The sequence below is a fragment of the Plantactinospora sp. CNZ320 genome (genome assembly GCF_002846275.1).
Window position 1 is genome coordinate 3,685,104 of record NZ_PJMP01000001.1, and the last position, 25,613, is coordinate 3,710,716.

27 protein-coding genes are annotated in these 25,613 nt (G+C 71.4%); 13 read left to right on the forward strand and 14 right to left on the reverse strand.

Going from position 1 to position 25,613, the window contains the following annotated elements:
- Positions 1–27: 27 nt before the first annotated feature.
- The 3 genes from CLT71_RS16170 to CLT71_RS16180 all read left to right on the forward strand — a co-directional run bounded on the left by CLT71_RS16170 (position 28) and on the right by CLT71_RS16180 (position 3,531).
- Positions 28–1,131 carry an FG-GAP-like repeat-containing protein gene (locus tag CLT71_RS16170; protein WP_143743489.1) on the forward strand — a complete coding sequence of 368 codons (1,104 nt, stop codon included), beginning with the start codon at positions 28–30 and terminating at the stop codon, positions 1,129–1,131.
- 44 nt (positions 1,132–1,175) lie between these two features.
- Complete coding sequence (locus CLT71_RS16175; RefSeq protein ID WP_101367846.1) at positions 1,176–2,276, forward strand: FG-GAP-like repeat-containing protein; 1,101 nt, start codon at positions 1,176–1,178, stop codon at positions 2,274–2,276.
- A gap of 163 nt (positions 2,277–2,439) precedes the next feature.
- On the forward strand, positions 2,440–3,531 hold the full coding sequence (locus tag CLT71_RS16180) for an FG-GAP-like repeat-containing protein (protein ID WP_101367847.1): 1,092 nt from the start codon (positions 2,440–2,442) through the stop codon (positions 3,529–3,531).
- Here the strand turns inward: CLT71_RS16180 and CLT71_RS16185 are convergent.
- The 3 genes from CLT71_RS16185 to CLT71_RS16195 all read right to left on the reverse strand — a co-directional run bounded on the left by CLT71_RS16185 (position 3,509) and on the right by CLT71_RS16195 (position 7,074).
- On the reverse strand, positions 3,509–5,191 hold the full coding sequence (locus CLT71_RS16185; protein ID WP_486483686.1) for a 3-hydroxyacyl-CoA dehydrogenase family protein: 1,683 nt from the start codon (positions 5,189–5,191) through the stop codon (positions 3,509–3,511). The genes CLT71_RS16180 and CLT71_RS16185 overlap by 23 nt on opposite strands.
- A 140-nt stretch (positions 5,192–5,331) precedes the next feature.
- Positions 5,332–6,381 carry an alpha/beta fold hydrolase gene (locus CLT71_RS16190; protein ID WP_101367848.1) on the reverse strand — a complete coding sequence of 350 codons (1,050 nt, stop codon included), beginning with the start codon at positions 6,379–6,381 and terminating at the stop codon, positions 5,332–5,334.
- 183 nt (positions 6,382–6,564) lie between these two features.
- Positions 6,565–7,074 carry an FHA domain-containing protein gene (locus CLT71_RS16195; protein WP_158242248.1) on the reverse strand — a complete coding sequence of 170 codons (510 nt, stop codon included), beginning with the start codon at positions 7,072–7,074 and terminating at the stop codon, positions 6,565–6,567.
- Between the two features lie 212 nt (positions 7,075–7,286).
- Here CLT71_RS16195 and CLT71_RS16200 point away from each other — a divergent pair, with 212 nt between their 5' ends.
- Both CLT71_RS16200 and CLT71_RS16205 read left to right on the forward strand, forming a co-directional pair.
- Positions 7,287–8,783 (forward strand): aldehyde dehydrogenase family protein, encoded by a 1,497-nt coding sequence (locus CLT71_RS16200; RefSeq protein WP_101367850.1) that lies wholly within the window; start codon positions 7,287–7,289, stop codon positions 8,781–8,783.
- Between the two features lie 79 nt (positions 8,784–8,862).
- Complete coding sequence (locus tag CLT71_RS16205; RefSeq protein WP_101367851.1) at positions 8,863–9,522, forward strand: class I SAM-dependent methyltransferase; 660 nt, start codon at positions 8,863–8,865, stop codon at positions 9,520–9,522.
- A gap of 3 nt (positions 9,523–9,525) precedes the next feature.
- On the opposite strand, the gene nucS is transcribed toward CLT71_RS16205, so the two are convergent.
- Positions 9,526–10,185, reverse strand: coding sequence for an endonuclease NucS (gene nucS, locus CLT71_RS16210; protein WP_101367852.1), 660 nt, complete (start codon positions 10,183–10,185; stop codon positions 9,526–9,528).
- 72 nt (positions 10,186–10,257) lie between these two features.
- Between nucS and CLT71_RS16215 the strand changes: the two genes are divergently transcribed.
- The 4 genes from CLT71_RS16215 to CLT71_RS16230 are packed head-to-tail and all read left to right on the forward strand — an operon-like array spanning position 10,258 to position 13,636.
- Complete coding sequence (locus tag CLT71_RS16215) at positions 10,258–10,896, forward strand: DUF4126 domain-containing protein (protein WP_101367853.1); 639 nt, start codon at positions 10,258–10,260, stop codon at positions 10,894–10,896.
- A 50-nt stretch (positions 10,897–10,946) separates the two neighbouring features.
- The gene (locus CLT71_RS16220; RefSeq protein ID WP_486483292.1) at positions 10,947–11,882 is read left to right on the forward strand and encodes a polysaccharide deacetylase family protein; all 936 of its coding nucleotides are present in this window, start codon (positions 10,947–10,949) and stop codon (positions 11,880–11,882) included.
- A gap of 51 nt (positions 11,883–11,933) precedes the next feature.
- Positions 11,934–12,779: an ABC transporter ATP-binding protein gene (locus CLT71_RS16225; RefSeq protein ID WP_101367854.1), complete on the forward strand. Its 846-nt coding sequence runs from the start codon at positions 11,934–11,936 to the stop codon at positions 12,777–12,779.
- Positions 12,780–12,784: 5 nt separating this feature from the next.
- The gene (locus tag CLT71_RS16230; RefSeq protein ID WP_101371499.1) at positions 12,785–13,636 is read left to right on the forward strand and encodes an ABC transporter permease; all 852 of its coding nucleotides are present in this window, start codon (positions 12,785–12,787) and stop codon (positions 13,634–13,636) included.
- A gap of 70 nt (positions 13,637–13,706) precedes the next feature.
- Here the strand turns inward: CLT71_RS16230 and CLT71_RS16235 are convergent, their stop codons facing one another.
- Positions 13,707–14,555, reverse strand: a complete 849-nt coding sequence (locus CLT71_RS16235; protein ID WP_101367855.1) for a 3-hydroxyacyl-CoA dehydrogenase family protein — start codon at positions 14,553–14,555, stop codon at positions 13,707–13,709.
- Positions 14,556–14,678: 123 nt separating this feature from the next.
- A complete protein-coding gene (locus tag CLT71_RS16240) occupies positions 14,679–15,239 on the reverse strand; it encodes an NAD(P)H-dependent oxidoreductase (RefSeq protein WP_101367856.1) in 561 nt (186 codons plus the stop codon).
- A gap of 108 nt (positions 15,240–15,347) precedes the next feature.
- Between CLT71_RS16240 and CLT71_RS16245 the strand changes: the two genes are divergently transcribed.
- The gene (locus tag CLT71_RS16245; RefSeq protein ID WP_101367857.1) at positions 15,348–15,842 is read left to right on the forward strand and encodes a MarR family transcriptional regulator; all 495 of its coding nucleotides are present in this window, start codon (positions 15,348–15,350) and stop codon (positions 15,840–15,842) included.
- Between the two features lie 20 nt (positions 15,843–15,862).
- Here the strand turns inward: CLT71_RS16245 and murA are convergent, their stop codons facing one another.
- Positions 15,863–17,278 carry a UDP-N-acetylglucosamine 1-carboxyvinyltransferase gene (murA, locus tag CLT71_RS16250; protein ID WP_101367858.1) on the reverse strand — a complete coding sequence of 472 codons (1,416 nt, stop codon included), beginning with the start codon at positions 17,276–17,278 and terminating at the stop codon, positions 15,863–15,865.
- On the opposite strand from murA, the gene CLT71_RS16255 reads away from it, so the two are divergent.
- A complete protein-coding gene (locus tag CLT71_RS16255) occupies positions 17,277–17,849 on the forward strand; it encodes a cob(I)yrinic acid a,c-diamide adenosyltransferase (RefSeq protein WP_101371500.1) in 573 nt (190 codons plus the stop codon). The two genes, murA and CLT71_RS16255, sit on opposite strands and share 2 nt — an antisense overlap.
- A 25-nt stretch (positions 17,850–17,874) precedes the next feature.
- A complete protein-coding gene (locus tag CLT71_RS16260; protein ID WP_101371501.1) occupies positions 17,875–18,309 on the forward strand; it encodes a VOC family protein in 435 nt (144 codons plus the stop codon).
- On the opposite strand, the gene CLT71_RS16265 is transcribed toward CLT71_RS16260, so the two are convergent.
- The 3 genes from CLT71_RS16265 to CLT71_RS16275 all read right to left on the reverse strand — a co-directional run bounded on the left by CLT71_RS16265 (position 18,286) and on the right by CLT71_RS16275 (position 20,667).
- Complete coding sequence (locus CLT71_RS16265) at positions 18,286–18,609, reverse strand: hypothetical protein (protein ID WP_143743490.1); 324 nt, start codon at positions 18,607–18,609, stop codon at positions 18,286–18,288. The genes CLT71_RS16260 and CLT71_RS16265 overlap by 24 nt on opposite strands.
- 112 nt (positions 18,610–18,721) lie before the next feature.
- Positions 18,722–19,477, reverse strand: a complete 756-nt coding sequence (locus tag CLT71_RS16270; protein WP_101367860.1) for a response regulator transcription factor — start codon at positions 19,475–19,477, stop codon at positions 18,722–18,724.
- The gene (locus CLT71_RS16275; protein ID WP_101367861.1) at positions 19,474–20,667 is read right to left on the reverse strand and encodes a histidine kinase; all 1,194 of its coding nucleotides are present in this window, start codon (positions 20,665–20,667) and stop codon (positions 19,474–19,476) included. Before CLT71_RS16275 ends, CLT71_RS16270 begins: the two co-directional genes overlap by 4 nt.
- A gap of 166 nt (positions 20,668–20,833) precedes the next feature.
- Between CLT71_RS16275 and CLT71_RS16280 the strand changes: the two genes are divergently transcribed.
- Entirely contained in the window at positions 20,834–21,523 is a 690-nt protein-coding gene (locus CLT71_RS16280) for a class I SAM-dependent methyltransferase (RefSeq protein WP_199187615.1), read from the forward strand.
- A 149-nt stretch (positions 21,524–21,672) separates the two neighbouring features.
- On the opposite strand, the gene CLT71_RS16285 is transcribed toward CLT71_RS16280, so the two are convergent.
- The 4 genes from CLT71_RS16285 to CLT71_RS16300 form a co-directional block, all read right to left on the reverse strand.
- Complete coding sequence (locus CLT71_RS16285) at positions 21,673–22,113, reverse strand: DUF2550 domain-containing protein (RefSeq protein ID WP_101367862.1); 441 nt, start codon at positions 22,111–22,113, stop codon at positions 21,673–21,675.
- Between the two features lie 12 nt (positions 22,114–22,125).
- A complete protein-coding gene (locus CLT71_RS16290) occupies positions 22,126–22,407 on the reverse strand; it encodes a F0F1 ATP synthase subunit epsilon (protein WP_101367863.1) in 282 nt (93 codons plus the stop codon).
- Positions 22,408–22,752: 345 nt separating this feature from the next.
- The gene (locus CLT71_RS16295; RefSeq protein WP_101371502.1) at positions 22,753–23,901 is read right to left on the reverse strand and encodes an LCP family glycopolymer transferase; all 1,149 of its coding nucleotides are present in this window, start codon (positions 23,899–23,901) and stop codon (positions 22,753–22,755) included.
- A gap of 281 nt (positions 23,902–24,182) precedes the next feature.
- On the reverse strand, positions 24,183–25,415 hold the full coding sequence (locus CLT71_RS16300) for an LCP family protein (RefSeq protein ID WP_486483293.1): 1,233 nt from the start codon (positions 25,413–25,415) through the stop codon (positions 24,183–24,185).
- Positions 25,416–25,613 lie beyond the last annotated feature (198 nt).

The window sequence follows — 25,613 nt, forward strand, 5'->3', positions numbered from 1 at the left end:
GGTTGGCGAGCCTTTAGGAGGCATGCCATGAGAGGTAGCAGGATCGCCGCGACGACGGTGACGATCATGGCGATGGCCGTTGGCGTTGGTGTGCCGGCCGCCTGGGCGGGCGGGCCGGGTGAGCCGATCATCGCCGACGTGAACGGGGACGGCCGGCCGGACCGGGTGGTGCTCGACCGCACAGTGGCAGCCGTGACCACCTGCCGGGTGGTGGTCAGCCTGGGGCAGGCCGGCGGCGGATTCGGCTCGCCGCGCGCGTACGGCTACCTGACCCTGCCGGCGACGGAGCCGAACTGCGCCGACATGGGCGTCGGGGTCAACCTGGACGCCGACGTCGCCGCCGAACTCGCGGTGACCTGGTTCGCCGGGCCGCCGGCGACCGTTTCCCACACCCTGCTGGTGCTGGACAACTTCCGGGTCACCCGTGGCTTCGACACCCTGTTCCAGCCGAGCTTCATCGGCACCGCGGACTTCGACGGCGACGGGCGGCAGGACATCTACGAGTGGACCGACCAGGGCGAGGGCTTCGCCACCTATCTCGCCACCGGCACCGGCCTCCTGGTGCCCGGCCCGGTCCGGTTCTGCTCCGGCCCGCTGGACTACCGGCTCGCCGACTTCAACCGCAACGGGGCGATGGACGTGGTGATCGCGTACATCGAGGGCTGCGGCCCGTACTTCAGCGGCGTGGTGGTGGTCCGGGACGACGGCAGCCTCTATCACCTGCACACCGACGTCGAGGGCCTGTCGAGTTGGACGGTGGAGACCGGCGACGTCAACCACGACGGCCTGGCCGACGTGATCACCCACAACCAGTCGACCGGGGAGATCGGCACCTTCATCAGCCTCGGCAACGGCGCCTTCGTCCGGGCGCCGGTGGCCATCCGGGACTACGTCACGGTCAGCGGCAGCAGGGCGACCGGCATCCAGGTGCTGGCAAACGACTTCGCCACCGACCGGACCAGGGTGACCATCTGGACCCCGCCGCATTACGGCACGGTCAAGGTCACCACGAAGGGCACGATCATCTACACCCCGAACCCGACGCACGGCACGAGTGACACGTTCATCTACCGGCTCACCCTGGACGGCCGGACCAGCAACGCCGCGGTCGTCCTGCGGATCACCGGCTGACTCCTTCGGCCGGCACCACCCCTCGAACCACGCGGAGGAGCGCCATGTGGAAGAGAGCGATCGTGGCGGTGACCGCCACGGCGACGATGCTCGCGACGACGATCGGGGTGCCGCCGAGCCGGGCCGCCGGGCCGAACGATCCACTGTACGGCGACCTGAACGGCGACGGCCTGCTCGACCGCGCCCGGCTTGGCACCGCGACCGGCTCCTGCGCGGTACTCGTGGAGTTTGGCCGGCCGGACGGCGGTTACCTGCCTCCGCACAGCCAGCCCTACCGGCTCCCCTCCCCCGGTGCCCCGACCGGCTGTCCCGATCTGGGGGTGGCGGTGAATCTCGACGCCACCCTCGACCCGGCGGCGGAACTGGTGCTGGGTTGGTACGGCGGCAATCCCGCCCGCTCCCGCCATGACCTGCTGGTGTTGCGGGACTACCAGGTGACCGACGCGCTGCCGGCGCTCCGGCGGCCCAACTTCATCGGGCTGGCCGATCTCGACGGTGACCTGCGGCGGGACCTCTACCTCTGGACCGACCAGGGCCAGGGGCTGATCAGCTTCCTGAACCCCGGCACCGGCACCCTCGCCCCCGGTCCGCTGCGGTACTGCGCCGGCCCGCTCACTCCCCGGCTGGCCGACTTCGACGCCGACGGCGCCACCGACATCGCGATCGCCTACGTCGACGGCTGCCGGGACGGCTCACACGGTGTCGCGGTGCTGTACGGCGACGGCAGGGTGCTCGACCTCCAGCGCAGCGTCGGGCGCCGGTCGGGTTGGACGATGCAGGTGCTGGACGCCGATCACAGCGGCGTGCCGGACGTGCTGACGTACCACCGGCCCAGCGGGGAGCGGCGGACCTTTCTCACCACCGGGGGCGGCGCCTTCGTCCGGTCCCCGGTGGCGGTCCGGGACGTCCGTACGGTCGCTGCCGGCGGTTCGGTCCGGATCGTGGTGCTGGAGAACGACTGGGCCTCCCGGCGGGCCGTGGTGAGCGTGCTCGTCCCGCCCGCGTACGGAAGCGTGGAGGTCCAGGGACGGGTGATCGTCTACCGTCCGGCCCCGGAGTCCGGTCCGGTCGACCGGTTCACCTACCGGATCAGCCAGGACGGTCACACGAGCGACGCCGAGGTCTCGATCAAAATCGCGCCGTGACCGGTGGGGCGGTCCGCCGCCGGGGCCGGTCCTGTTACCCGGTGACGATGCTGGCAAACATCGTGTCAGATTACGGTCAACTCGTGCTATATCCCGATCTATGCGCCCTAGTCTCCTTTGAGAACAGTCAGCAGGACGGGGGAACGAGGTCCGAGGAGACACCATGTGGGGCCGGCGCATCAGCACCATCGTCGTCGCGGCGATCGCCGCCACCGGGTTGGCCGCACCGGCCGCCCGGGCCGGTTGGCAGGACGAGCCGATCATCGCGGACGTGAACGGCGACGGTCGCCCCGACCGGAACACCCTCGGCGCCCTCCCCGGCACCTCCAACTGCGTCGTCCGGGTCGAACTCGGGCTGGCCGGCGGCGGCTACGGTCCGGCCCGCTCCTACCCGTACCTGACGTCGGTGTCCTACTGCCCGGACATGGGCGTCGGACTCGACCTGGACAGCGACCCCGCGAACGAACTGGCGGTGACCTGGTTCTCCGGGCCACCACCGTCGATCGGCGACACGCTGCTGGTGCTGGACAGCTTCGCCGTCTCGGCCGGTTTCGACACGATCGACCAGCCCAGCTACATCGGCACCGCCGACTTCAACGGTGACGGACGGCAGGACGTCTACGAGTGGACCGACCAGGGCGACGGCTTCAGCACCTATCTCAACACCGGTACCGGCAGCCTGACCCCCGGCCCGGTGCGGTACTGCTCGGGGCGGCCGCAGTACCACCTCGCCGACTTCGACGCCGACGGCGCGATGGACGTGACCCTGGCGTACGCCGAGGGGTGCGGGGCGTACTTCACCGGCGTGGTCGTGGTGCTGGACAACGGCACCGTGGTGGACCTCCAGGGAGACGCCTACGGCGACGACTTCTGGACGGTGGCGGTGTCGGACGTGAACGGCGACGGCCGGCTCGACGTGGTCACCACCAGCGAGGTGACCGGGGCGCAGAGCGTCTTCATCGGCACCGGCACCGGCACCTTCGTGCCGGCCCCGACGGCGATCCGGGACAACCCACGGGTCAGCGGGGCCCGGGCCACCGGAATCCCGGTACTCGCCAACGACTTCGCCACCAGTCGTACCCGGGTAACCATCGTGACCCGGCCGGCACACGGCACGGTGCAGGTGACCACCGGCGGGACGGTCATCTACCGGCCCTACCCGGGCCACCGGGCCAGCTCCGACCGGTTCGTCTACCGGCTCACCGACTCGGGCCGGACCAGCAACGCGGCGGTCAGCCTGCGGATCGCCCGCTGACCTCCGGGCCGACCGCCACGTCGCGGAACCGTCGGCCGACGGTGACCAACTGCTCCAGCAGTGGCGCCGGGGCGAGCCCAGGTTCCCGGGACTCGCGGTAGAGCGCCTGCTGGACCTGGAGCACCACGTCCGGACCGATCGTGTCCAGTACCTCGAACGGACCCGCCGGATAGCCGCAGCCGAGCGTCATCGCGTGGTCGATGTCGTCGACCGTCGCGTACGACGCCTCCAGCATCCGCACCGCGTCGTTCAGGTACGGGAAGAGCAGCGCCCGCACCACGAACCCGGCCCGGTCCCCGCAGACCACCGCAGTCCGGTCCAACCCGGTGACTACCGACCGGACGGTGGCGATCGCCTCCGCCGAGGTGCGGACGGTACGCACGATCTCGGCCAACGCCCCGGCCCGGGTCCGGTCGAGCAGGTGCAGCCCGACCACCTGTTCCGGCCGCCGGGCGGTCATCGCGATCTCGGTCACCGGCAGCGTGCAGGTGGTGGTGGCGAGTACCGTCTCCGGCCGGCAGACCTCGGCCAGCTCGGCGAAGAGCGCCTGCTTGACCGACAGTTCCCCGGGCGTCGACTCCACCACCAGGTCGGCGTCGGCCAGCCCGCTCAGGGACTGCCCCGGAGCGGCCACCAGCACGTCGTAGCGGGCCCGGTCCAGGAGTTCGGCCAGCTCGGCGACATCGTCACCCGCACCGACCAGGCCGACCCTGCGCACCGGCCGGGCGCCGTCCGCGTCCGCCGCCTCCGGGGTCTGCCCGTCGGGTACGACGGTGGCCGAACCCGGCCGCTCGTAACTGTAGAAACCCTGGCCGGACTTGCGGCCGAGCAGTCCCGCCGTGACCATCTGGCGCAGCAGCGGTACCGGGGCGTGCCGCCGGTCCCGGCCGCCCCGCCGGTACATGGTCTCCAGGATCTCGTACGCCGTGTCCAGGCCGATCAGGTCGAGCAGGGTCAGCGGTCCCATCGGCAGCCCGGCGCCCAGCCGCATGGCGATGTCGATGTCGTCGCGGCTGGCGTACCGCGACTCGACCATCGCGACGGCCTGGTTGAGGTACCCGAAGAGCAGGGCGTTGGCGACGAAGCCGGCCCGGTCGCCGACGGTGACGCCGACCTTGCCCAGCCGGGCGCAGAGCGCCTGCACCGCGCCGACCACCTCGGCGGAGGTGGTCACGGTCCGGATCACCTCGACCAGCTTCATCACCGGCGCCGGGTTGAAGAAGTGCATCCCGACCACCCGGTCCGGCCGGCCGGTGGCGACGGCGATCTCGGTGACGCTCAGCGAGGAGGTGTTGCTGGCCAGGATGGTGGACGGCACGCAGATCTGGTCCAGGTCGGCGAAGAGCTGCCGCTTGAGGTCGAGCCGCTCGGGTACCGCCTCGATCACCAGGTCGACCTCGGCCAGCGCGGGCAGCCCGATGGCGAAGGTGATCCGCTCGCGCAGCGCGTCCCGGTCGGCGGCGCTCAGCCGGCCCCGCTGCACCGCCCGGTCGGTCGAGCGGATGAGGTTGTCCCGACCGCGTTCGAGTGCATCGGCGGCGATCTCGACTGCGACCACCCGCAGGCCGCTGCGGGCGAAGACCTCCACGATCCCGGCGCCCATCGTGCCCAGTCCGACGACCCCGACGGTGGATATGGTGCCGCTGGCACCGCTCGTCACGTCTGCCACTGCTTGGCCTCCTGCTCCGTTGCGGGCGACCGGATGGTCGCCAGGCCACCGGTGGCGAGTCTGCCACGGGCGGCCGGCGCCGCTGCGTCGGACACCGCTTCCGACCTCGGAGCACCTCGTCCGGGTACCGGCTAGAGCAGTTCCAGCAGGGCGGCGGCGAACTCGGCCGGGCGCTCGATGTTCGGCGAATGACCGCAGCCGGTGAAGACGATCTCACGGTAACTGCCACCCGCCGCCGCGTACCGGTCCAGCACGGCGCGGGTCTGCCCGACCATCGGCTGCGGCGGGCACTCCTGCGCTCCCGGCCAGCCGGGCACCACGCCGAGCGCGCCGAGCTGGGCCAGGTCGAAGAGGGAGGTGTCCGAGACGATCACGTCGGCGTCACCGCGTACCCAGGTGATCGGCGGCTTGACCGGTACGGCGACCAGCTCGTCGGCGATCCGGAAGTGCTTCGGGGCCAGGGTGTTGAGCACGCCCCGATCCCCCGGCGCCATGCCCGGCCAGTTGTCGCTGGGCACCATGGTGCCCGGGTAGTTGTCGTCACCGGTGGCGGTGGAGAGCACCGAGTCGAGCAGCAGCTCCTCGTCGGCGCCGAGGCTGGCCGGGTCGGCGACGTACGCGGTGCGCAGCACGTTGCGCGGGCTGGTCCGCTCGTCGGCACCGCGGTCACCGGCGGCAAGCCGGGCGACGAAGTCCGGGTTTCCGGTGCCGCCCCCGGTACCGGCGAAGTCCGGGGTGGTCGGGGTGCCGACCAGGTCCCGGGTGCCACCGAAGCCGTACGGCGAGACCGGTGCCGCGAGCAGCAGCCCGGCCGCCCGGTCGGGGTGGTCGACAAGCAGTCTCATCGCCACTCCCCCGCCCAGCGAGTGCCCGACCAGCACCGGCCGGGCGCCCGCCGCGCCGAACAGGGCGGGTTCGTCGAGCAGCGCGGCGACGTCGTCGGCGAAGACCGCGAGCCCACGGGTCGCGTCCACGGGTGCGACCTCGGTGCCGCCGTAGCCGCGCAGGTCGGGGGCGACCAGTCGCAGGTCGGTGGGGAGGTGCCGGATCAGCGGTTGCCAGAAGTCCGCGGAGGAGCAGTTGCCGTGGATCAGCAGTACCGGTCGGCCGTCCTCGGGGCCGGCCACCAGCACCCGCTGCCGGATCCCGTTCGCCGTGATCTCGTGTCGCCGGATCTCCATCGCAGCGATGATGCCAGCAACTCCGGGCGCCGGACATGTGGCCGTCCGCCACATCAGCGGGCCGGGCAACGGCTGGGCACCACTGGAGCCGGGGGCGGCCGGGCGGCACCGGACGGGCCGCCCCGGCTGTGCGCCCAGCTCGACAGCCTGCCCGGCGTGGTCCCGCCGCCCGGCCGCCGACGGTCACTGGAAGGCGAGGTAGGCCCAGGTCATCCCGCCGGCGAGGGCGACGGCGCCGCCGATCACCAACAGCAGCCGCCGGGACCGCCGCGCGGGCGTACCCATCAACTGGGTCGGCTCGGCGAGCGCGCTGGCCGGCGGGACCGCGGGCGGCGGCGCCAGGTCACGGAGGTACGTCCCCAACTGGTCGGTGGCGGCGGCGCCCGGGTCGAAGAAGCGCAGCTCCAGGTTGCCGAGCCGGATCCGGTCACCGTCCCGCAGCTCGGTGTGCCCGCGCAGGCGCTCGTCGTTGAGGAAGGTCCCGTTCGTCGAGCCGGTGTCGGTCAGCAGCACCCGGCCGGCGGTGAGTTCGACGGTGGCGTGCCAGCGGCTGACCTTGGGATCGTCAAGCAGTACGTCGGCGCCGTCCTGCCGGCCGATCCGGCGTACGCCGGGATGCAGCCGGAAGCTCGCACCACGCAGTGGCCCGCTGGTCACGGTCAGTATTGGCAACAGCTCGAGTTGGTCGGACATGGATTTCTCCATCCGGCATCGCCCCCACCGACGCGGCAACGTCGGCCCCCGGGTCAGCTTCCCATCCGAACCCGCCCCGGTTCCATGTCCTGCCGGTCCGAGTCGCGCTGGCCGGCAAGCGGATCGGGGCTCGCCGGTTCGGCCGAGAGGACATCGGGGTACGGCGATCCGTATGCCTACCCGTGAGTAATCTTCGGGTCTAGACTTCCGCCATGACCACCGTGAACGCTCCTGGCGTACCCGGCATCGCAGGCGGCGAGCTGGTCTCCACCAATCCAGCGACCGGGGAACTGGCCGGGAGCTTCCCGGTCGCCGACGCCGAGGCGGTCGGTCGGGCCGTCGCGCAGGCCCGGGCGGCCGGGCAGTGGTGGGACGGGCTCGGCTTCGCCGGCCGGCGGGCCCGGTTGCTGCGCTGGCGGGCACTGCTGGCCAACCGGATCACCGAACTCGCCGAGCTGTCACACCTGGAGACCGGCAAGCCGATCGCCGACGCCGTGGTCGAGGCGGTGAGCGCGATCGACCACCTCGACTGGGCGGCCCGGAACGCCAAGCGGGTGCTCGGGCCCCGCCGGATGCGCTCCCGGCTGGTGGTGGCCGAGTTCTCCGCCCGGCTGGAATACCGACCGTACGGCGTGGTCGGAATGATCGCGCCGTGGAACTATCCGGTACTGACCCCGCTGGGCTCCTTCGGCTACGCGCTCGCCGCCGGCAACGCGGTGGTACTCAAGCCCAGCGAGTACACCCCGGCCGTCGGGCAGTGGCTGGTCGACACCTTCGCCGAGATCGTCCCCGAGCAACAGGTGTTGCAGGTGGTGCACGGCCTCGGTGACGTGGGGGCCGCGCTCTGCCGCGCCGGCGTGGACAAGATCGCCTTCACCGGCTCCACCCGTACCGCGAAGAAGGTGATGGCGGCCTGCGCGGAGACGCTCACCCCGCTCGTGGTCGAGGCCGGCGGCAAGGACGCCATGATCGTCGACGACGACGCCGACCTGGACGCCGCCGCCGAAGCCTGTGTCTGGGGCGCCCTGACCAACGCGGGCCAGACCTGCATCGGCATCGAACGGGCCTACGTCACCGCACCGGTCTACGACGCGTTCGTCGAACGGGTGGTGGCGAAGGCCGGACGGCTCACCGTCGGCCCCGACGGCACCGACCTCGGACCGATCACCATGCCCGAGCAGATCGCCACGATCCGCCGGCACATCCAGGACGCCATCGACCGGGGCGGGCGGGCCGTGCTCGGTGGGCCGGAGGCGGTGCAGCCGCCGTACGTGCACCCGACGATCCTCCTCGACGTACCCGAGGACGCCGACGCGGTCCGCGAGGAGACCTTCGGCCCGACGCTCACCATCAGCCGGGTGGCCGACGCCGAGGAGGCGTTGCGCCGCACCAACGCCGTCCGGTACGGCCTCGGTGGCGCCGTCTTCGGCCGGCGCCGCGCCGCCGAGATCGCCGGCCGGATGCGCTCCGGAATGACCGCGATCAACTCCACGTTGACCTTCGTCGGGATGCCGACACTTCCGTTCGGCGGGCTGGGCGATTCCGGATTCGGCCGGATCCACGGCGCCGACGGGCTGCGCGAGTTTGCCCGCAGCAAGGCGGTGACCAGACGGCGGGGACCGTCGCTGCTGCCGGCGATGACCTTCGAGCGGACTCCGGCCCAGGTGGACCGGATCGTCAAGACCGCCAAAATTATGTACGGGCGGTGATCCCGATCTGACCGATCGTAGGGACAAAAGGACGACTAAGGCATCCCTGGCCGCCTCCCGCATCGGTACCGTTCGCCCAATGGGACTGCACGCGTTGCGATTCCGCCTGGTCGACAGCGAGGACTCCTGGGGCGCCCGACGGCGCGCGCGCCGGGCCGGATGGCTCGCGGAGACCTTTCCGGACCTGGCCCAGATGTCCGTCATCGACCTTGGCGGACGGGTGAGCACCTGGGCACAGGCCAGGGTACGCCCGAAACACGTTCACGTGGTCAACCTCGAACAGCCCCCGGTCGACGTACCGGACTGGGCGGAGGTGGACCGGGCCGACGCCTGCGCGCTGCCCCGGCACATCGCCAGCCGTCGCTACGATCTCGTCTTCTCCAACTCGGTGCTGGAGCACGTCGGCGGGCACGAGCGCCGGCTACGGTTCGCCGAGACGGTGCACGCGCTCGCCGACGCGCACTGGGTGCAGACCCCCTACCGGTACTTTCCGATCGAGCCGCACTGGATCGCCCCGGGCATGCAGTTCACCCCGGTACGGCTGCGGATCGCACTGGCCCGGCACTGGCCGCTCGCGCACACCCGGCCGGACTGCCGGGAGACCGCAGTCCAGCAGGTGCTCTGGACCGAGTTGGTGGACCGTTCCCAGATGCGGCACTACTTCCCGCACTCCCAGATCCGCGCCGAACGGCTGGCCGGGCTGATCAAGTCGTTGATCGCGGTACGCAGCGCCGGGTGACAGTCAGAAGAGCGTGAGTTCGTCCCGCTCGATGCCGCGCAGCCGGTCGTAGTTCACCACCACGCACCGGATGCCCCGGTCGGCGGCGAGCACCCGGGCCTGCGGCTTGATCTCCTGGGCCACGAACACCCCGCTGACCGGGGCGAGCAGCGGATCGCGGTTGAGCAGCTCCAGATAGCGGGTGAGCTGTTCGACCCCGTCGATCTCGCCCCGCCGCTTCACCTCGACCGCCACGGCGGCACCGGCAGCGTCCCGGCAGAGCAGGTCGACCGGGCCGATCGCCGTCATGTACTCCCGGCGCACCAGGGTGAACCCCTCACCCAGCTCGGTCGGGTTGGCGGCCAGCAACTCCTGGAGGTGTGCCTCCACACCGTCCTTGCGCAGCCCGGGATCGACACCCAACTCGTAGGAGGTGTCCTGGAAGATCTCCTCCAGGGTGATCCGCAGCTCCTCACCGGCCTTGTTGACCACCCGCCACACCCCGGGGGCCTCCTCCAGCCGGCACGGCGGGCTCATCCAGTTCAGCGGCTTGTAGGCCCGGTCGTCGGCGTGGATCGAGACCGACCCGTCCGCCTTCACCATCAGCAACCGGGTCGCCAGCGGCAGATGCGCCGAGAGTCGTCCGACGTAGTCCACGGAGCACCGCGCAATCACCAACCGCACCCGACGAGGGTAGCGGAGCCCTCGGGACCGGCTGGCGCGCCATCCTGGCGAGTCGATGCCATCCTGGTAGTCGTGTTGGAAGCCCTCACCGGAACCGGCCTCGCGGCATCGGCCGGACTCAACGCGTACATCCCGTTGCTCACCATGGGGTTGCTCGCCAGGTACACCGACGTGGTGAACCTGCCCGGCGGCTGGCAGTGGATATCCAACGGCTGGGTGCTGGCGATCCTGGTCGTCCTGCTCGCGATCGAGACGGTCGCCGACAAGGTGCCGGTGGTCGACCACGTCAACGACGTGGTGCAGACCGTCGTCCGGCCGACCGCCGGTGGACTCGCCTTCGGGGCGGGTTCCGGGGCGGAGACGGTCACGGTCAGCGACCCGGGCGAGTTCTTCGGCTCCCACCAGTGGGTGCCGGTGGTGATCGGGGTGCTGATCGCGCTCGGCGTGCACGGGGTCAAGGCTGCCGCCCGGCCGGTCATCAACGCGGGTACGGCCGGGTTCGGCGCCCCGGTAGCGAGTACCGCGGAGGACGCGACAAGCGTGGTCTTCTCGCTCTCGGCGATCCTGCTGCCGGTGCTGGTCCTGCTCTTCCTGCTGCTCGTGCCGTTCTTCGTGATCTGGGTGGTACGCCGACGCCGGCGCCGCCGGGCGGAACGCAGGGTAGCCCGGGCCGTACGGGCCGCCGACCGGGAGACTTCGCTGACGGAGTAGTGACCGTCCGGAGGTCACACAAGCGCACCCGGGACTGACATGCTCCTCCGATGTCCGCGAAGATCCTTCGGGTATCCCTGGTCGCCGTCACCGTATCCGCGCTGGCCAGCGCGCTCGTCCTCGTGGTGACCGTGGTCAGGGAAGGCTCCCGGGCGACCAGTTCGGCTCCCCGGTTCGACCCGGTCGAGGCGACGGTTCCGGTGACCTCGGGCACGCCGTCGCCCTCCCACCCGCCGTCGGGCCGGCCCTCGGCCAAGCCGTCGGGTCGGCCGTCGGGCAGCGTGGAGCTTCCGGGTGCGACCCGGCCGGGCACCCGGCCGCCGGTGGTCGACCACGGACCGCGTACGGGCAACCTGGTGGCGCTCACCTTCGACGCCGACATGACCGACGCGATGCTCGGCAACCTGCGCAACGGCCGGGCGCGCTCGTACGCCAACCTGCGGATCGTCGAACTGCTGGAGCGGCAGGAGATACCCGCGACCTTCTTCCTGACCGGCAAGTGGGTCGAGCGCTATCCGGAGCTGACCCGGCGGCTGGCCGGCAACCCGCGCTTCGAGTTGGCCAACCACACGTACGGGCACCTGGCCTTCACCCCGGACTGTTACGGCCTGCCCCGGCTGCCGCCGAACCGGATGACCGAGGACGTGGCGCGGACGTTCCGGTTGATCGAGCCGTACGGCGGCCGGCAGACCCGCTACTTCCGGTTTCCCGGGCTCTGCCACGACGCCGCCGCGCTGGACGCGCTCGCCCCGCTCGGCCTGACGGTGGTGGACGGGGACGTGGTCAGCGGTGATCCCTTCGCCACCGCCTGGCGGCCGATCGTCAGGGCCGTGCTGTCGAAGGTCAGGCCGGGCTCGGTAGTGGTGCTGCACGTCACCGAGGAGAACGCGGCGATGACCGACGAGGCGCTGCCGCACATCCTGGCCGGTCTGCGGGACCGGGGACTGCGTCCGGCGCCACTGTCGGAGGTGCTGGCCGGCGGGTGATCCCGCCGACCCGGTGACCGGCACGAACGCTCCGTCACGCATAGTTGACCCATGGCAGAGCAGCTCGCGATCTCCGTACGGGGCTTGCGCAAGGCGTACGGCGGCAACGTCGCCGTGGACGGCGTCGACCTGGCGGTGTCCCGAGGCGAGGTCTTCGCCCTGCTCGGTCCGAACGGAGCCGGCAAGACCACCACGGTGGAGATCCTGGAGGGCTACCGGCGCCGGGACGCGGGCGAGGTCAGCGTGCTCGGTGTCGACCCGGACCGCGCGGACGGGCAGTGGCGGTCCCGGGTCGGGATCGTGCTCCAGGGCACCGGCGAGTTCGACGATCTGACGGTGGCCGAGGTGGTGCACCATTTCGCCGGCTTCTATCCTGACCCGGACGATCCAGACAAGGTACTCGAACGGGTCGGGCTGGCCGGCAAGGCGAAGGCACGCACGCACACCCTCTCCGGCGGGCAGAAGCGCCGGCTCGACGTGGCGCTCGGCATCGTCGGCCGACCCGAGCTGCTCTTCCTGGACGAGCCGACCACCGGCTTCGACCCTGAGGCCCGCCGCGAGTTCTGGGAGCTGATCAGGGATCTGGCCGCCGCCGGTACCACGATCGTGCTGACCACGCACTACCTGGACGAGGCCGAGGCGCTCGCCGACCGGGTCGCGGTGATCACCGGCGGGCGGCTGGTCGAGGTGGCCGCCCCGGCCCGACTCGGCAACCGGGCGGAGGCGCTGGCAACGGTCTCCTGGCGTACCCCGGAGGGGGCTGTGCAGCAGGTCGAGACCGCGACGCCGACGGCGCTGGTCACGGAACTGGCCGCGCGGTTCGGCGGCGAGGTGCCGGGCCTCAGCGTGACCAGGCCCACCCTGGAGGACGTCTACCTACGGATGATCGGGCACTGATGGGCATGTCGACCACCGCAGCGGAGACCGCCAAGAGGCCGCCGGCCGCCGCGCCGGCCCGGCGGGTCGGGCCGGTCGCGCTCGGCCTGCGTCAGGGCCGACTGGAGGTACGCCAGTTCCTGCGCAGCCGCGAGTCCGTGGTCTTCACCATGCTCTTCCCGGTGGTGATGATCCTGATCTTCGCGTCGATCTTCAAGGGTGAGATCGGCGGCGGGGTGCGGTTCACCCAGTATTTCGTCACCGGGATGATCGCCACCGGCCTGATGACGGTCGGCTTCCAGAGCCTGGCCATCCAGATCCCGATCGAGCGGGACCGGGGCGTGCTGAAGCGGCTGCGCGGCACCCCGATGCCCAAGTGGGTGTACTTCGTCGGCAAGATCATCATGGTCGGCGTGATCGGCGTCGCCGAGACGGTACTGCTGCTCGCCGTCGCCGTGCTGCTCTTCGACCTCACCCTGCCGCAGTCCGCCGACGCCTGGCTCACCCTGCTCTGGGTCTCGGTACTCGGCATCACCGCCTGCACCCTCTGCGGCATCGCCTTCTCCTCGCTGCCCCGCACCGGGCGCGGCGCGTCCGCCACGGTGACGCCGGTGGCGCTGGTGCTCCAGTTCATCTCCGGGGTCTTCTTCGTCTTCACCGACCTGCCGAGCTGGATGCAGCAGGTCGCGGCGATCTTCCCGCTGAAGTGGATGTGCCAGGGCCTGCGCTCGGTCTTCCTGCCCGGGTCGTTCGGCGCCCAGGAGCCGGCCGGTTCCTTCGAACTCGGCCGGGTCGCCCTGGTCCTCGGCCTCTGGTGCGTCGCCGGCCTGGTGCTCTGCCTGACCACTTTCCGCTGGACCAGCCGCCGCGACGGCTGAGCCGCCAGCGGACGCGCTGGCGGCTCCACCCGGTTCGGCCGCGCATCATCGCCCGGCCCGCCGGCACCGGTCAGTACGAGTAGAAGCCCTTCCCGGTCTTCCGCCCCAGGTCGCCGGCGGTGACCATCCGCTGCAACAGCTCCGGCGGGAAGAACTTCTCGTCGGCGGTGTCGGCGTAGATGTTCTTCGTCGCGTGCAGCAGCACGTCGGCGCCGGTCAGGTCGGTGGTGGCCAGCGGCCCCATGGCGTGCCCGAAGCCGAGCCTGCAGGCGGTGTCCAGGTCCTCCGGCGAGATCACCCCGGACTCGACAAGCTTGACCGCCTCCATCACCAGGGCGGTGATCAGCCGGGTGGTGACGAAGCCGGCGATGTCCCGGTTGACCACCACGCAGGTCTTGCCGATCTCCTCGGCGAAGCTCCGCACGGTGGCCAGCGTCTCGTCACTGGTCTTGTAGCCCCGGACCAGCTCGCAGAGCTTCATCATCGGCACCGGGGAGAAGAAGTGGGTGCCGACGACCGACTCCGGCCGGTCGGTCGCGGTCGCGATCTGGGTGACCGGGATGGCCGAGGTGTTGGTGGCCAGCACCGCGCCGGGGGCGCAGATCCGGTCCAGTGCCCGGAACACCTCCTGCTTGACCTCCAGCCGCTCGAAGACCGCCTCGACGACGATGTCGGCGTCGGCCGCCGCCTCCAGCTCGGTGGTCGGGGTGATCCGGCCCAGGGTCGCCTCGACCTCGTCGGGCCCGATGGTGCCCTTGGCCGCGAACTTCTCCAGCGAGGTACGGATGCCGGACAGGCCCTGGCGGGTGGCGTCGTCGTCGAGGTCGCGCAGGGTCACCTGCCAGCCCGCCCGTGCCGCGACCTGGGCGATGCCCGAACCCATCAGACCGGCCCCGATGACCGCGAGTCGACCCGCCATGTGCTCACTCCTTCGGCTGGATTGTGTCCTCCGCAGAGCACCTTAACGGTCGCCTCCGGCACCACTACCGGTCGGTAACAGGCCTCCCGGTCGGTAACGGGCCTCGCCCCGGGTCGCGACGGGTCAGCTGGCGCGCAGCGGCGCGAGCGCGGTGCTCCAGGCGACGGTCTGGTCCAGTACGGCACCGAGGGCGTCGGCCTGGTGCGGTCCGGGCTTGAAGACGCTGTAGTTCTCGAAGTCGGCGTGCAGCGAGAGCGTCACCTGGGCCCGTACGTCGGCCATCATCAGCTCGCCGGAGATCAGGCGCAGGTGCTCGACCGCCCGGGCACCGCCGACCGAGCCGTAGCTGACGAACCCGACCGCCTTGTTGTTCCACTCGGCGAAGAGGAAGTCGATCGCGTTCTTCAGCGCGCCCGAGGTGGAGTGGTTGTACTCCGGGGTCACGATGACGAACCCGTCGAACGAGGCGATCTTGGCAGCCCACTCCAGGGTGTGCGGGTTGGCGTACTGGCCCATGCTCGGCGGGACCGCCTCGTCGAGGTGCGGCAGCTTGAAGTCGAGCAGGTCGACCAGCTCGTACTCGGCGTCGCTGCGCTGGCTGGCGATGTCGTACACCCAGCGGGCGACGGCCTCGCCGTTGCGGCCAGGCCGGGTGCTGCCGAGGATGATGCCGATTCTGGTCATTGCTGGTCTGTTCCCCTCCGAAGGTGGCAGCACCCCGTGTGCTTGCCGCGTCAAGGAAATGCCCTGATACTTGCTTTGTCAAGCAAATGCCATGCTACTGTGTTCTCCATGACAGCCGCGTTGCCTCCGTTGAGTAGCGAGGAGGAGGCCGTCGTCCGGGCACTGGCCCGGGCGAGCATCGTCGTGCCACGGGCGCTGGACGCCGACCTGACCCGCGAGCAGCACCTGTCGTTCAACGAATACAGCGCCCTGATGCACCTCTCCGAGGCGCCCGACCGCCGGATGCGGATGAACGAACTCGCCACCGCCTGCGACCTCTCGCTCAGCGGGATGACCCGGATCGTCACCCGGCTGGAACAGCAGGGCTTCGTCGAGCGGGTCCGCTGCTCCGAGGACGCCCGGGGCTGGAACGCCGTGCTCACCGACGCCGGGCTGACCCGGCTCGAAGCGGCCTACCCGACCCACCTGGCCAGCGTCCGGCGGCACATCGTCGACCACCTCGACGGGCTCGACCTCGGGCATCTCGCCAACGCGCTGCGCCGGTTCGCCACGACCGGCCGGTGCGCGGAACACTCGACCCCGGAGCCCGGGTCCGCCTCCTGACCGGCGGGCCGGCCGCCCCGTCATATCGTGAACGCCGGCTCCTCGGGAGCTGTCGCCCGCTCCACCTCCACCCCCAGGCTCCGCAGATCGGCGATGAAGTCCGGGTAGCCCCGGTCGACGTGGTGCACGTGCGAGACCTCGGTCACCCCGTCGGCGCAGAGCCCGGCGATCACCAGACCCGCGCCGGCCCGGATGTCGGTGGCCCGCACCGGGGCACTGGAGAGCCGCTCCCGGCCCCGGACCACCGCATGGTGCCCGTCGGTCTTGATGTCCGCGCCCAGCCGGGCCATCTCGTTGACGAACATGAACCGGCCGTCGAAGATGTTCTCGGTGACCAGCGACGCCCCCTCGCTCACCGAGGCCAGCCCGATCGCCATCGGTAACAGGTCGGTGGCGAAGCCCGGGAACGGCAGGGTCACCACGTCCACCGCCGAGGGCCGCCGGTCCAACTGCACCCGGAAGGCGTCCGGCCGGGTCTCCACCAGACAGCCGGCAGAGACCAGCTTGTCCAGTGCGATCTCCAGGTAGGCCGGGTCCGCCCCGGTCACCGTGACGTCGCCCCGGGTCATCGCCGCCGCGAACGCCCAGGTGCCGGCGACGATCCGGTCGCCGACCGTGGCGTGCTGGACCGGACGCAGCTCGGGGACCCCCTCGATGCGCAGCATGGAGGTGCCGGCGCCGTCGATCCTGGCACCCATGTCGGTGAGCATCGTGCAGATGTCGACGATCTCCGGCTCCCGGGCGGCGTTGTCGATCTCGGTGACCCCCCTGGCCAGTACCGCCGCCATCACCAGGTTCTCGGTGGCGCCGACGCTGGGGAAGTCGAGCCAGATCGTCGCGCCGTGCAACCCCCGGGGCGCCGAGGCGATCACGAAACCGTGCTCGCCGGAGATCTCCGCACCCATCCGGGCCAGCCCGGCCACGTGCATGTCCAGCCCGCGTGAGCCGATGGCGTCGCCGCCGGGGTGCGCCACCCGGACGTACCCGCGCCGGGCCAGCAGTGGGCCGAGCACGCAGATCGAGGCGCGCAGCCGGCGTACCAGGTCGTAGTCGGCCTCGGTACCCGGATCCGTCGGCACGTCGATCGTCACCGAACAGGACCGGGGAGGACCGCCGTTCCCGCCGTCGGCACCCTCGTCATCGGCGAACGAGACCGCGCAGCCCAGCCGGCGCAGCACCTCGGCCATGATCGCGATATCGGTGATCCGGGGTACGTTCGTGATCACACTCCGTCCCGGTGCGAGCAGCGCCGCCGCCATCAGTTTCAACGCGGAATTCTTGGCACCCACGACGTGCACCTGGCCCGCAAGCCGGGCGCCGCCACTGACTCTGATCACGTCCACGTCGCAAATCGTAGAGTCGTCCGCGCCACCCGGCCCGGTGCCGTCCGGCCGGGCGACCGCGCCCGCCGTCGACGTCCGTACGCTGTTCGTCATGGCCGTCCACCTCACCCGCATCTACACCAGGACCGGCGACGCCGGCACGACCAGGCTCAGCAACAACGAAGAGGTCGCCAAGACCGGACCACGGATCGGCGCGTACGCCGATGTCGACGAGTGCAACGCCTCGATCGGGGTGGCGCTCGCCCTCGGCCAGCTCGACGAGGACGTCCGCGCCGTACTCGGCACGATCCAGAACGACCTCTTCGACGTCGGCGCCGACCTCGCCACCCCGATCGAGCCGGATCCGGCGTACCCGCCGCTACGGGTCACCGAGGAGTACGTGACGCGTCTGGAGGAGTGGTGCGACAGGTACAACGCCCGACTGGCCAAACTCGACTCCTTCGTCCTGCCCGGCGGTACTCCGGGAGCGGCCCTGCTGCACGTGGCACGCACGACCGCCCGGCGGGCCGAGCGCTCGGCGTGGGCCCTGGTCAGCGCGGAACCAGATCGAACCAGCCCTCTTCCGGCAAAGTATCTCAACCGTCTCTCGGATCTGCTCTTCATCCTGGCAAGAACCGCAAATCCGGCCGGAGACGTGCTATGGGTGCCGGGTGGCCAGCGCTGACCCGACCGGTCCCGTTTCGAACGGGGTGACCCCCGACCAGCCGACCGTCCCGCCTGGCGGCCTGCACCACGTGGAGATCTGGGTACCTGACCTCGGCCGGGCCACCACGAGCTGGGGGTGGCTGCTCGGCGAGCTGGGCTGGACGCCGTACCAGAGTTGGCCGGCCGGCCGCTCCTGGCGGCACGGCCCCACCTACCTGGTGCTGGAGGAGTCCCCCGCGCTCTCCTCCCGGCGGCACGACCGGCTCGCGCCGGGCCTCAACCACCTGGCCTTCCACGCCGGCCCGCCCGCCGCGGTGGACCGGCTGGTCGCACTGGCCCCCGGGTACGGCTGGTCGCTGCTCTTCGCCGACCGCCACCCGTACGCCGGTGGCCCGCAGACCTACGCTGGCTACCTGACCGACGGGTCAGGTTACGAGGTGGAACTCTGCGCCTCGTCAGTCCCCGTCCCGGGCGTCTGACCGGCCGGACGCCTCCCGCCCGCCCGGGGCACGCCGCCGGCCCGCCGGACCGGGCGGCCGGGGCGGCTGCCGCAGCGGGGAGAACCGGGCCGACCGGATCCGCCGGGGCAGGAGCCACACCGCCGGCGCCGCCCCCGACGCCTCCTGCCGTGGCTCCCGGCCACCCTCGGGCCGGTCGGCGCGGAGCCGGCGGTGCAGCCAGCTTCCGGTCACCACCACGACGGCGGCCACCAGCACCAGCCCGGCGACCGGACCGACCAGGCCGGTCAGCCGGTCGACTAGTCCGACAGCGGGATCCACCACTACACCGTGCCCGGTACGTCCACCGGTCGGCGTCGTGCCGTGGGCCGTACCGGCTCCGTCGACTGGCCGGTCCGCGACCGCCGGCCCCTAGGGGCGGACCCCGTCGGGATCACCGAGGGCCCGTCGGGACGGTACCGGCGGTGCCCGGGTTCTCGCCGTCCCGGCCCGGACCGTCCAGGCCGAGCGGCCGGAAGTCGTCGTCGACCAGACCGAGCCGGTGCGCCACCACCGCGGCCTGGACCCGGTTGCGCAGCCCGAGCTTCTCCATCGCCGCCGAGACGTGCGTCTTGACGGTGGTGACCCCCAGGTGCATCCGGGAGGCGATCTCGGCGTTGGAGAGCCCGGCGCCGACCAGGGCCAGCACCTCGCGCTCCCGGCCGCTGAGCAACCGGCGCCCCGACGGCCGTACGGTGTCCGAGTCGCGTTCGGTGTCCTCGGTGTGCGCCTGCAATGCCCGTTGCACGATCCGGGCCAGTACCGCCGGCGCGAGCAGCGGCTCGCCCCGGGCGGCCCGGCCGACCGCGTCCACCAGGTCCTCCGGGGCGCCGTCCTTGACCAGGTAGCCGATCGCCCCGGCGCCGAGCGCCCCGTAGATGTTGGCGTCGTCGGCGAAGGTGGTCAGCACCAGCACCCGGGTCGCCGGATGCTGGTCGAGGATCCGCCGGGTGGCCTCGATGCCGTCCATCCGGGGCATCCGCAGGTCCATCAGCACCACGTCCGGGCGGAGCCGCTCGGCCAGCCGGACCGCCTCCCGCCCGTCGCCGGCCTCGCCGACGATGTCGAACCCGCCGGCCGTACGCAGCAGCAGGGTCACGCCGGCCCGGACCAGGGCCTGGTCGTCGACGACGAGGACTCGTACGGTCACCGGGACCGCCAGGTCGGCTCCGCGTCGACGATCCGGGTCGCCGGCTTGGCGCAGAGCGCCGCCTTCTTCTCCCGGATCGGCAGGTGCGCGGCGAGCCGCCAGCCGCCGCTGCCGGTGGGGCCGGCGAGCAGTGTGCCGCCGAGCAGCCGGACCCGTTCCCGCATGCCGGCCAGCCCGTGCCCGGAGGGCGGCAGCAGCGACGGCCGGGGCTGCTCCGGGCCGGTGTCGAGCACCTCGACCAGCAGGCCGGTGCCGTCCGGTCGGATGTCGACCGAGGCGGTCGCGCCCGGCCCGGCGTGCTTGAGGGTGTTCGTCAGCCCCTCCTGCACCACCCGGGCGGCGGTGGTACGCACCACGAGCGGCGCCTCGCCGACATCGCTGGCCAGGGTCATCTCCACCACCACTCCGGCTGCCCGAACCCGCTGCTCCGCGTCCATGATCAACTGCTCGGGTTCGATCGGCGGTCCGCCCGCCACGATCGCGTCCGGGTCACGCAGCACCTCCAGCAGCGCCCGCAGCTCGTCGAGCACCTGGCCGGCGGTGACCCGCAACTCCCCCAGCGCCTGCACCGCGTCGTCCACCCGGCCGGTACGCCGGGCCGCGTACTGCGCCGCCCCGGCCTGCAACGCGATCGCACCCACGTGGTGCGCCACGATGTCGTGCAGGTCCCGGGCGATGGCGGCCCGCTCGGCCAGTCGCGCCGCCCGGGTCTGCACCTCCTGCTGCGCCTCGACCTCCCGGGCGCGCTCCTCGGCCGACTGGGCCACCCGGCGTACCCGGCCGAGATAGCGGGCCAGGGCGACCGGGGCGACGGAGATGCCGAAGAAGCCGGCGAGTTGGACGAAGCCCTGCTGCCCGGGGAGCAGCCCCTCGCTGTCGGGGCCGATCAGGTGCACCAGCGACGCCGCGTACGACAGTCCCAGCGCCACGGCGGCGGCCGGCCAGTTCGCGGCGTACGCGATGATCCCGAGCGCGATCAGGGCGCCGAACTGTGCGACGTCGCCGCCCAGCGGCGCGATCCAGTTGGCGAGGCTGAGCAGCACGCACTCGATCAGCAGCACCGGCCAGGGCCACCGGCGGGCCGCCACCAGGATCAGCCCGGCGGCCACCGTCACCAGCAGTGGCAGCGGCCTGCTCTGCACCAGGGGCCAGCCCTTGGCCAGCCCGAAGGCGCCTCCGACCAGGCCCATGAGCGCATCTGGCCACCATCTTCGCCGTACCCGCACGCCGGCAACGATACGGAGCCGCGACTCCGGCTGCGACTCCTGCCACCGGCCACGGCGCCTCCTCCGAATGGCCGGTACACCGACCGGCCGGACGACATCGGAGATTGATCGGCTCGCCTAGCTTCGGTCCGTGCCCACCGAGATGATCTCGTTTTTGGCCCAATTGGCCCGCGACCCCCGGGCGGTCGGCGCCATCGCGCCCAGCGGAACGCCGCTCGCCGAGCGGATCACCGCGACGATCCCCCGCAGCGGGCAACCGTTGGTGGTCGAGCTCGGCCCTGGGACCGGGGCCTTCACCCGGGTGATCCAGCGGCGGCTCGCCGGCCAGGGCCGGCATCTCGCGGTGGAGGTCAACGCCACGTTCGCGGACCGGCTGGCCCGGGAGCATCCGGCGGTCGACGTGCTCCAGGCCGATGCCGGGGCACTGGCCGGGCTGCTCTCCGAGCGGAACCTGCCACCGGCCGAGGTGATCGTCAGCGGCCTGCCCTGGGCCGTCTTCACCGCCCAGCGGCAGCGGGAGATCCTCACCGCCGTCGTCACGGCACTCGCCGACGGCGGGGTCTTCACCACCTTCGCCTACCAGCACGCCCGCTGGTCGCCGCCGGCCCGGCGGCTGCACCGCAACCTGCGGGAACTCTTCGAGGAGGTCGTGGTCGGCGGGACGGTCTGGGCCAACCTGCCACCCGCGGTGGTCTACCACTGCCGGCGGCCGATCCGGCAGCCGGCCGTCGAGGAGCGCGGCGGACCGGGCCGGCACCCCGGGCCGGCCCGCCCCGGAACCCGCCAGGTCTCACGCGGGCCGGAACCGAGCCGCCCCTGACGACGTCGCCCCTGACGGCGTTGCCCGTGACGGCGTCGCTGCGTTGCCTGTGACAGCGTTGCCTGTGACGGCGTCGCCCGGGACAGCATTGACCGTGACGGCGTCATTCCCGACAGCGCCGCCAGGACGGCGCTGTCTGCGGGTGGCGCTCAGTCGCGTAGGACCAAATGAGAAACCGCCCCCGGAGGGGCGGACTCAAGCCAGGAGAGAAAGCCGGTGACCGTGGACTTCGCCATCGCGATCTCCACGGGTGCCTGGTGACTGACACATCGCAGGATCACCCAGTCGGCGGGCATGATGAGCCGCTCCTGCCCCTCGGGCAACCGCCGACGCTCCACCGCGAGGCCGCGCCGGGAGAGCACCCGCTTCGGCCGGAGCGCGAAGCTGAACATCCGGTACCAGCGGAGTTCGGTCTCGGCGAACCGGGCGAAGCCCGGGGACCAGCCGCGACCGTCGAGGATCGTCGAGACCCGCACACTGAGCCGGATGATGCCACCGGACCGGGCCATCAGGGCACGCCGGACGAAGAGTGCCGCTACCGCGAGGAGCAGCACCAGGACGCCGATTCCGATCCAACGCAAGACCAGCATCGACGTGTCGGATCAGCGGCTCGTGGACTCGGCCACCGGGCTGGCGCTCTCGGCCAGGACCGTCACGCCGGATCCGGTGACCGAGAGGAAGCCGCCGTTCACCTCGTAGGTCAACTGCTCGCCGCCGGCCAGCTTGATGCGTACCTGGCCGGGCTCGGCGAGCTGCCCGAGCAGCGGCGCGTGTCCCGGCAGCACTCCGAGTTCGCCCTCGGTCGTCCGTGCGACGACCATCTCGGCCTCGCCCGTCCAGATCTTTTCCTCGACGGCGACGAGTTCGACCTGAAGCTGTGCCACGCTGTCTCCTTGCTGCGGCGGCGGGATTGTGGAAAGTCTAGTCCGGCTTCCGCCGCCGCCCCCAGCCGGGTGGCTCCGACGGGTCGCGACCCCGACTCCACCTCTTCGAGGTACCCGCCCGGCGCCAGCTGGTCGAGGATCCTGCCGGGGAGCCCGAATCGCCCGTAGCAGCGGTTTCGTCGCCGGCCTGGCGATCAGGTCAGTCAACCTCCCACCATCCGGGCCCGGCCCGCCACCATCCGGGCCCGGCGGGCCACCGACCGGGCCCGGCGGGCCACCGACCGGGCCCGGATGGTCGACGTCACCGCCGCGTCGCCCACCGGACCCCGCCAGGTCCGGGACCGCTCACTTGAGCTTGTTCAACAACTCCGGGTTGTTGATCACGAAGCTGTCCACCGTGCCCTCCCTGATCGAGGCGAAGAACTCGCTCGCGATCGGCTGGAACTTCTCGCCCTGGTAGTTGCGACCGGTACCGACACCGCCGCCCGGCAGCTTGATCATCTGAATCGTGTCCGACCGCAGGTTGCGCAGCGCGAAGCCGAAGTCGATCAGCTTGTGCCCGCGACCATTGAAGATCAGCGACTTGCCGGCCGCCTGGATCACCTTGTCCAGCTTGAGCGGCTTGGTCACCACGTCCTTGCTCAGCGCCTGGTCGGCCATTGCCCGGACGAACTGCTGCTGGTGCCGCTGCCGGCCGTAGTCGCCGTCGGTCACCCCGTTCTCCGGGTACCGCTGCCGGACGTAGTCCAGCGCCTGCCAACCCTCCAGGTGCCGGGTGCCCTTCTTGTACTGCGCCTGCGGGCCGAGGTAGCCGTTACCGCCGGGCTTCAGCGTCCGGTGCGTACCGTCGGGACGGCGGTGCTCCGACTTGACGTTCTGGTCGATGTACATCGTGACGCCGCCCATCGCGTCGACGATCTTCTGGAAGCCGCCGAAGTTGATGATCGCGCCCGCGTCGAACCGCTTGATCCCGGTCACCTTGGAGACCGTAAGGGAGAGCAGTTCGAAGCCCTGGATCGCGCTCGGCAGCTTCTTGCCGGGCACCTTGCTGCCGTACGACATCGCGGCGTTCAGCTTCGTCCGGTCGCCCGGGAAGTCGGCCTTGTCGAACCTGGGGATGTCGACGAGCAGGTCCCGGGGCAGCGAGAAGAGGTACGCCGAGTCAAGCGCCTCGGTCACGTGCAGCACCATGATCGAGTCGGCCAACGGCGGGGTCTCCGGCTTCCGCGGGTCGATGCCGACCAGCAGGATGTTCAACGGGCCCTTGATGTCCGACTTCTTCTCCGCCGTCGGCGCCCCGGCGGCCTGGTCGCCGAAGAGGTCCTCCTCGGTGACCGCACCCTCGAACCGGGCCAGCACGGCTTCCAGGCCGACCAGCACGCCGCCGCTGAGCACCACGAGTACGGCACCGAGGATCGTGCAGAGCCGGGCCCAGGTCGGTACGGCTGACTTCTTGCGCCGGCCCTCCCGGATCGGCCGCCTGCCGCTGGACAGGTCGCCGATCGGGCCGTCGTCGACCAGCCCGACACCGTCGTCCCGACCGCGTCCCGGCCGAGCCGTCCGCCCGGTGGACCGGCCAGCGCCCTTGCCACCCTCGCTCACTGCGTCTCCATCCGTCGCGCGCCTCGCGAATTCTGCGCCCGTCAATAGAGACGGGCGGACGGGGCCGGAATGTTGCAGAGACTAACCGTGGATCCTGGCGCCTGCTCCGCCGGTACCCCATCGACCGCCGCCGAACGACGGACGGCTCCCCGGGCGGTGGCGGTGCGCGGCGGCTACCTGGCCTTGTTCAGGAGTTCGGGGTTGTTGATGACGAAACTGTCGACGGTGCCGGCCCTGATCGAGGCGAAGAAGTCGTCGGCGATCGACTGGAACCTCTCGCCCCGGTAGGAGCCACCCTCGGTGACCCCGCCGCCCGGCAACCTGATCATCTGGATCGAGTCGGACCGGAGCCCGCGCAGCGCGAAGGCGAACTCCACCAGGTCGTGGCCACGGCCGTTGAAGATCAGTGACTCGCCGGCCGCCCGGAGCACCGAATCCAGCTTGATCGGGTTGGTCACCACGTCCTTGCTCAGCGCCTGGTCGGCCATTGCCCGGACGAACTGCTGCTGGTGCCGCTGCCGGTCGTAGTCACCGTTTGGCAGGCCGTACCGCTGCCGGACGTAGTCCAGCGCCTGCCAGCCCTTCAGGTGCGCGGTGCCCTTCCGGTACTCCGCCTGCGGCCCGGTGTAGCCACCGCCGCCCGGCTTCAGCGTGCGCATCTTGCCGTTCGGCTGGCGGTGTTCCGACTTGACGTTCGTGTCGATGTACATCGTGACGCCGCCCATCGCGTCGACGATCTTCTGGAAGCCGTTGAAGTTGATGATCGCCCCGGCGTCGAAGCGCTGGATTCCGGTCACCTCGGAGACGGTCTTGGAGAGCAGTTCGAAGCCCTGGGCGGCGCTCGGCAGCTTCTGGCCGGGTACCTTGCTGCCGTGCGCCATCGCGGCGTTCAGTTTCTCCGTACCGCCCCGGTAGTCGGCCTTGGCGAAGGCCGGTATCCGCACCAGCAGGTCCCGGGGCAGCGAGAAGAGGTACGCCGAGTCCAGCGTCTCGTTCACGTGCAGGACCATGATCGAGTCGGCCAGCGGCGCCCACTCCTTGGTGCGTGGGTCGATCCCGACCAGCAGGATGTTCAACGGGCCCTTGATGTCGGACTTCTTCTCCGCCGTCGTGCCGGCCGCCTCGTCACCGAAGAGGTCGGCCTCCTGCACCGCACCCTCGTAGCGGGCCAGCACGGCCTCGAAGCCGACCAGTCCGGCGCCGCTGACCAGCACCAGCAGGGCACCGAGCATCGTGCAGAGCCGGGCCCAGCGGGGTGCCCGGGTGCCGTTGCGCCTTCGCCGCCCGCCGTCGGAATCCTGCTCCGGCTCCGGCTCCGGCGCCGTGCCGGCACCACCCGGGGAGCCGGACGAGTCGCCGCGCTGCCGGCCCAGCCGGTGGGCTGCCCTGCCGCCCGACCGACCCACGCGCCTACCGCCTTCACCCACCAGACATCTCCGTTCGTCGCGCCCGTGACCTGCACCGGGGCGGCAGGGCGAGACGTCGCCGGCCGGCCGGGAGGTCGCGGGCCGCCAACGACGGTACCCGGCAAAACTGTGTCGCCAAAGCACCGGAACCAGATCAAGAGCGAACAAATCACTCGGGCACCCGGGTGAACAGCGGGT